Source organism: Arthrobacter sp. HMWF013 (assembly GCF_003061105.1).
In the GTDB taxonomy this organism is placed as follows: Bacteria; Actinomycetota; Actinomycetes; order Actinomycetales; family Micrococcaceae; genus Arthrobacter.
Genome location: NZ_QAIQ01000141.1, coordinates 1 through 6,398, shown reverse-complemented (window position 1 = coordinate 6,398; position 6,398 = coordinate 1). Strand labels below are relative to the sequence as shown.

Sequence of the window (6,398 nt, the reverse complement as noted above, 5' to 3'; positions counted from 1 at the left end):
GCCCGGTACTCCTCCAGGCCAAATTGATCGGTTCAGGAACATTCAAGCCCCTCAAATCGGGAACGGACCCAGTGGACGTGGGCGCGGGCCTGGTTCAGGCACCGACGAACAACAACTGAACTCTTTCGAAGAACAGGCAAATGAAGATACCGGACGAGGTACTCACCGCAACCCAGGCGCGGTTCCAGGAGCGGCGCGGTCCACGGGCGGACACGGAAGAGAAGATTGCCGAGGCGCAGACCCCGGAAGGAAGCATCCTCAACGTGGATGCACCGGAACGGGTGGCGCTGCGATCCCGGCGGGTCCTGCGTCAGCCCGTTGTCATGGACGCGCTCAGGGCAACCGCCGACACCTCCCCGGCAGCGGAGGGCCGGGTGCAGGACGTTCATGTGCTGGAGCGGATCATCGGCGGAAACAACCTGCTCGGCATCGCGTTCCTGGAACTGGGTTCAACGGTCTCGCGCAGCGTGGGCCGGATCATCGTCCGCGACCGCTTCCAGATCCGCGGCTTCGGCACTGGGTTCATGATCTCGCCGCGCTTGGCCCTGACGAACAACCATGTGCTGCCCGACGCTCCGTCCGCCCGGTTCTCCCGGCTGGAATTCAACTTCCAGAACGGACTCAGCGGACTTCCACTGACCACATCGCAGTTCGACCTGGAACCGGATACCTTCTTCCGGACCGACGCCGGCCTGGATGTCACCATCGTCGCGGTCGCTGCGCAGTCCCGGCCCGACGGAACCACAGCCTCCGTGCCTTTGGCCGGCTTTGGCTTCAACCGCACCACCAAGGACCAGGGAAAGATCCTGCTGGGCGAGTCAATCAACATCATCCAGCACCCGGAGGGCCAGGAGAAACAGCTCGCGCTGCAGCAAAACGAACTCATCGACCGCTTCGACCAATTCCTGCACTACCACACCGACACGTCGCCGGGCTCCTCTGGTTCACCGCTCTTCAACAACCAATGGGAGATCCTCGGCCTTCACCACTCGGGCGTGCCTGCCCGCAACGAGGCAGGCGAAATCCTGACCGTGGACGGCACGGTGTGGGACAAGACCCAGGATGAACTCAAGATCCAGTGGATAGCCAACGAAGGCATCCGCATCAGCAGCATCCTGACCTGGCTTGGCCAAGCCGCCGACGGCCTCAACGCCCAGGAACGGATCCTGCTCGAGGAGGCCCTGAATCCACCGTCCCTTCCGACCGGGCCCCAACAGCCGGCTGAGGAGCAGCAGCACTCACGGCTTGCCGCACAACCCGTCCCGCGCCTTCCCGCGACCACAGACGGCGCCGTCGCATTTACCATTCCCCTGCACATCACCCTTCGGGTCGGCGAGATACGGCATGACACTGGTTAGTGGCCCGGTACGGGCGGGCCTTGCCGCATCAGGCCCTCGTCACGCGGGAGTCCGCGCGGCGCTGGTCGTCGTGGCCGTGACGATTCTGGCGCTGGCGTGGCCCCTCGGGGCGCCCCTTTATGCGCAGGTCTACCCGGGGCCGGACGCCGGCACAGTCAATGAGGCAATCACCAACGCCGGGCTCGATGCGGGGTTCGATTCCGAGCCGCTCACACAATTCGAGACCACCACCTTCAGGGCGACCGTCATCTACGGCACGTCCTCACCCGGGCTGCCGACAGTAAAGGTTGCGTGGAGCAATGAGGCCCAGCTTGCGGCAGAAGCTGAGGACACGTTCAACATCGTGCCGACGTCCGCGTCCCGTCAGTTCCTCGACGCCGGCACCCGCCGTCCCGGCGGGGGTTATGAGCTCACCTGGACCTGGAATGTGACGCCCGTCGTCTCCGGCCAGCAGACGCTCTTACTGAGGATCCTTCCCATTGTCGTCGTCGAAGGCGAAGTGGTTCCCGGCCTTATCGACGTCAACAAGCCGATCGCGGTGACGGTTGACGTCCACCCGGTCCAGCGCGACTTCGACGATGCTTTGAAGGCCGCCGCCGACATGAATATCAGCCTGCCCACCGAGATGATTGTTGGTGAAAAGTACGACGTCAGTGCATCGATGTCGCTGGCAGCCGGTCACTCCGACACAGTGAGCGCCGACATCGATGTGAACCCGGACGCAGACTCCGCTGCAGTCACGATCCTCGAGGCGTCGGCAGCACCCTCAGCCGCACGGGCAGCGCTGGCCGTATCCGGTGAGGAAAGCATCGTCCGACGCTGGACCGTGATCTCCGACGAGCCGGGGCAGGTTTCCCTCATCTTCACGGCCACAATTGAAGGCCACGCTGCGGCACAGGACCTGGCCGGCAAAGTCCCGAAAAAAGCATCAGCGCGGGCCACCGAACGAGGCCCGGGACCATGGGATATCTTCGCGCAAGCGGTGCAATATGTCGCACCGATCGTGGCTCTGGCGATCGGCATCCTCGCACTGTCGGCGGCATGGAAGAAGCGGAAGGCGAAGGCGGAGGACTTGGACGATCAGCAGGCTGCCGAGGGTTCGGGCGACCCGGCGTCGTGATGGCTTACCTGCTGCTGGCTGCGTTCGCATGGACTGTTGCCTCGAGGGGTGGGACCGGCGCGCGTGACGTGGCTGTCGTGCTGGGGCTTCTCGTCGTTGCGGTGATCGCGGGCCGGGCATGGCCACGACGGGACGTTGCCCTGTGGGTGGCATTCGCAGCGCTCGTGTGCTGGCTGCTGACCATCGGCCTGCTCCGTGGCCTTACCCTCGAGACCGTTCGAGTGCCGCTGCTCGTCCTGATCGCTGCCCTCACAGCCCTCGCGGTGGGCCGGATGGGCATCCTGAACCGGGACGCACTGGTGACCGGACTGATCGTCGTGGGATGCCTCCAGTCCATGATCGCTCTCGTGGAGCTGATGGTGACAGTCCCGATCGACCCGCCGGCACCGCCACGCGCCGGCGCACTGCTCGGCTCCCCCAACGGCCTTGGCATACTGCTCGTCGGAACCTCCGTCCTCACCGCCCGCGAGGTCGATCGCCGCGGTGGCTGGCTGCCCGCGGCGGCGCTGCTCCTGCAGGGCTGTGCGATCCTGGCAACCGGCAGTCGCACCGCCGTCGTGATTGCGTCGGCCCTTCTCGTCGGATACGTCGCGACCCACGCGGGCTGGAGACGAGGGCTGCTCGCAGCGGCAGGCTTCTGCGCCGCCGTGACCGTCGTGATCTGGCGGACTGCTTCCGAGCGGGAACCGGAAAGGCCCCGCATCTGGCAGGAAGCCCTGCAGCGCATCGCCGCCCAACCGCTGCTGGGCGAGGGCCCGGCGCCGGCAGCCTTCACCCCCGCCTTCCCCGGCGCCCGGATCACTACACATGCCCACAACGAGTTCCTGCAGTGGGGCGTCGAGTACGGGCTTGTCGGCATCGTGCTCGCCCTCGTCGTGGTGGTCCTTGCCCCTCCGGGCAGTCCGCCGACCCTCCCGGGCCGACCGCTGGCTCCAGTTCGCTGCGCTCGCCCTCCTGATGTCCAGCCTCACCGACTTCACACTTCGGATCACAGCGCTCACGCTGGCCGCTGCCGCCCTGAGCGCACTGGCCGTGACGGAACCCAGGACCGCCGAGAAACTACCGGCGCGGCCCCGTGAACCCGGACGGGCACCATCAGCATCCTCCGGCTGAGCCTGCTTGAAGCAATCCCGCCGTCCCGTCCCATCGATCGAAAGGCAAGCAAGTGGAGGATCTCATAGGGCGCCTGAAGGCCGCCAACGCTCAGATCGAACGCCGGGATCGCTTGCTTGGCGAGGAGATGCTCGAACGCCGTGCGGCCACAGAAATGATCCCGGAATTAGCCGGCCGCGACCTCGAGGGTGCCCAGGGCGGGCACGGGCCGATGATCGAGTTGGGTGGCCAAACGGTGGATCGTTTTGAATTTGCGCAGGAGACGATTGTCCTGCGGACCGGGCGGCCCGTGCTGGCCGTCGTCGGCGATGAGGCTCAGCTCGTGTTTTCCGATCCGGAGAGCAACGTCTGGACGTCGCGTCTCCGGGATGCTTCAGAGCATCTGATGAGCGCCGCGCGGGCGGTCGGCCGCATCGAGGTCGAAGGACACGCCTTGGCCTGGCTCGGCACCGGTTGGCTCGTGAGACCGGATGTCGTGGTCACGAATCGACACGTCGCGGCCGAGTTCGGGCGCAGCGACGGAACGTCATTCGTGTTCAAGCAGGGAATGGGCGGCAGCCAGATGGATGCCTCGATCGACTTCCTGGAAGAGATCGGCAGCACCAAAGAGCGGACGTTTCGGCTGAACCGGATTCTGCACATCGAGGATTCAGACGGACCTGATGTGGCGTTTGTGCAGGTCACGGCGACCAGGGAACACGCCCTTACAGCGCCCATCGGCCTGGCCGCCCATTCCGAAGACAACGAGATGGTGGCGGTGATCGGCTACCCGGCACGGGACAGCCGCATCCCGGACCAGCAGCTGATGGACGAGATCTTCGGGAACGTCTATGACAAGAAGCGGCTCGCTCCTGGCCAACTGACCGGGTCGGATTCGACGTCGGTCCGCCACGATTGTTCGACTCTCGGCGGCAATTCCGGGTCGGTTGTACTGTCGCTCAAGACGGGCGAGGCGGTGGGTCTGCATTTCGCGGGCCGGTTCCTCAGAAGCAATTTCGCAGTACCGGGCACACTTGTGAGGGAACGGCTCGAAAAGGTCTTGAGCGGCAGGACCCGGACGGGCCCTGTTCATCACACGGTTCCGGATCGGCCGGCGCCCATGAATCCGCAGGCACCCGCAGCTCCACGGAGCCAGACAGGGTTCTCGTTCGTGGTTCCACTCCGCGTGACGGTGGAGGTCGGGAACCCCTACGCTGAAGGCGAGGACCAACGCCCCCGGGTCACGGATGGGTCGTCGACACCGGTCGATACAGAGGACGAAGTATTCACCGAGGCGGTTCCGGCGGACTACCGGGACCGCCTGGGGTATGAGGAGACATTTCTCGGCACTGCCGTACCGATGCCGTCGGTAACGACCAGGCGGGATGATGTCCTGAACTTCGCCGTCGATGGAAACACCGACGATGTGCTGCGGTACGAACATTTCGCGGTCATGATGAGCAGGAGCCGCAGGCTGTGCCTGTTCAGCGCGGTGAACATCGACGGGCTCCAATCCATATCCATGCCGCGCGTTGGCTGGCGCACGGATCCCCGTATTCCGCTCGGAGCCCAGATCCGCAAGGAGTGCTACGGCGCCGAGCCAAAGTTCTCGCGGGGTCACATGACCCGGCGGGAAGACCCGGTCTGGGGTCCTGGGGATGGCGCATCGAAGGCGAATGCGGACTCCATGCACGTCACCAACGCCGTCCCCCAGATGCAACCCTTCAACGGTGGAGTCTGGCTCGAGCTCGAGAATTACGCGCTCCAGAACGCACGCAAGGACGACATGAGGATCTCGGTCTTTACCGGTCCCTTCCTGACGGACGGGGACCCCGTCAGGTTTGGTGTGCAGATCCCGACAGAGTTCTGGAAGGTCATTGCGTTCATTCATGACGAGACGGGGCAACTGTGTGCCACCGGCTACACAATGTCGCAGCAGGACTTCCTGCGTGAAGAGGAATTTGTTTTCGGCAAGCACAAAACTTCGCAGCGATCCATCGCCTCCATCGAGCAACGCACCGGACTCTCGTTCGGGCCGCTCGCCGCACTCGACCCCATCGAGGACACCGAGGGTCTGGTTTCGGAGCTGACCGACGTCCGGCAGATCCGCTTCATCGGACGTTAAGCCGTCAGACCGTGATGCCGGGAACCCTTGCACATCCGCTATTCAGCGATACTATGTAGTGGTAGTCAGCAACACTAGGTAGTTGGAGACGTGATCCATGGGCAAGCAGATGACCGAGATGCTCAAGGGCACGCTGGAGGGCATCGTCCTCGCCATTTTGGCCGTGCAACCGGCGTACGGCTATGAGATTACGGCACGGCTGCGTGACCAGGGCTTCTCTGACATCGTCGAAGGCACCGTCTACGCGTTGCTGGTCAGGATCGAACAGCGCGGGCTCGTGGACGTCGAAAAAGTCCCGTCCGAGAAAGGCCCGCCGCGCAAGGTCTATTCGCTGAACGCGCTGGGCGGCGAGTACCTCGACGAGTTCTGGAAGTCCTGGAGCTTCCTGGAAAACCGGATCGGGCAGCTCCGCCTCCACATCGAACGCCCCCTGGGCGAAGGAGAATAATCATGGCCGCAAAATGGATCGAGACGATTACTGGCTCATTCGAGGACAAGAAACGATGGCGCCGGTACAAGGCCCGCAAGGAAGAGTTCCCGCCGGGCTACCGGACCGCGATCGACGGACTCGAACGATACTTCATGTACGCGGGTTCGATCGTCAAAGGCGATGTGCTCATGCAGATGCTCGAGGACCTCGCAGACCTGATTGAGCGGGCCGCTGTGGACGGCACCCCGATCCGCGACATCGTCGGCGATGACC

At 64.3% G+C, this 6,398-nt stretch carries 6 protein-coding genes; all 6 read left to right on the top strand.

What is annotated here, in order from left to right; translation table 11 throughout:
• Nucleotides 1-140 precede the first annotated feature (140 nt).
• Nucleotides 141-1,358 (top strand): trypsin-like serine peptidase, encoded by a 1,218-nt coding sequence (locus tag DBR22_RS06625; protein WP_108598350.1) that lies wholly within the window; start codon nucleotides 141-143, stop codon nucleotides 1,356-1,358.
• Nucleotides 1,345-2,478 carry a hypothetical protein gene (locus DBR22_RS23730; RefSeq protein WP_181365062.1) on the top strand — a complete coding sequence of 378 codons (1,134 nt, stop codon included), beginning with the start codon at nucleotides 1,345-1,347 and terminating at the stop codon, nucleotides 2,476-2,478. The genes DBR22_RS06625 and DBR22_RS23730 overlap by 14 nt, the downstream gene beginning before the upstream one ends.
• A complete protein-coding gene (locus DBR22_RS06620; RefSeq protein WP_181365061.1) occupies nucleotides 2,478-3,557 on the top strand; it encodes an O-antigen ligase family protein in 1,080 nt (359 codons plus the stop codon). The genes DBR22_RS23730 and DBR22_RS06620 overlap by 1 nt, the downstream gene beginning before the upstream one ends.
• Nucleotides 3,558-3,643: 86 nt before the next feature.
• On the top strand, nucleotides 3,644-5,695 hold the full coding sequence (locus DBR22_RS06615) for a DNA/RNA non-specific endonuclease (protein ID WP_108598348.1): 2,052 nt from the start codon (nucleotides 3,644-3,646) through the stop codon (nucleotides 5,693-5,695).
• A gap of 97 nt (nucleotides 5,696-5,792) precedes the next feature.
• Nucleotides 5,793-6,143, top strand: a complete 351-nt coding sequence (locus tag DBR22_RS06610) for a PadR family transcriptional regulator (protein WP_108598347.1) — start codon at nucleotides 5,793-5,795, stop codon at nucleotides 6,141-6,143.
• A gap of 2 nt (nucleotides 6,144-6,145) precedes the next feature.
• On the top strand, nucleotides 6,146-6,398 hold a 253-nt coding region (locus DBR22_RS06605), incomplete at its 3' end, for a DUF1048 domain-containing protein (protein ID WP_108598346.1).

Excerpts from the sequence above, each read along its gene's own strand:
- DBR22_RS06625 (WP_108598350.1), top strand. The coding sequence starts at position 141 with ATGAAGATACCGGACGAGGTACTCACCGCAACCCAGGCGCGGTTCCAG.
- DBR22_RS23730 (WP_181365062.1), top strand. The coding sequence starts at position 1,345 with ATGACACTGGTTAGTGGCCCGGTACGGGCGGGCCTTGCCGCATCAGGC.
- DBR22_RS06620 (WP_181365061.1), top strand. The coding sequence starts at position 2,478 with ATGGCTTACCTGCTGCTGGCTGCGTTCGCATGGACTGTTGCCTCGAGG.
- DBR22_RS06610 (WP_108598347.1), top strand. The coding sequence starts at position 5,793 with ATGGGCAAGCAGATGACCGAGATGCTCAAGGGCACGCTGGAGGGCATC.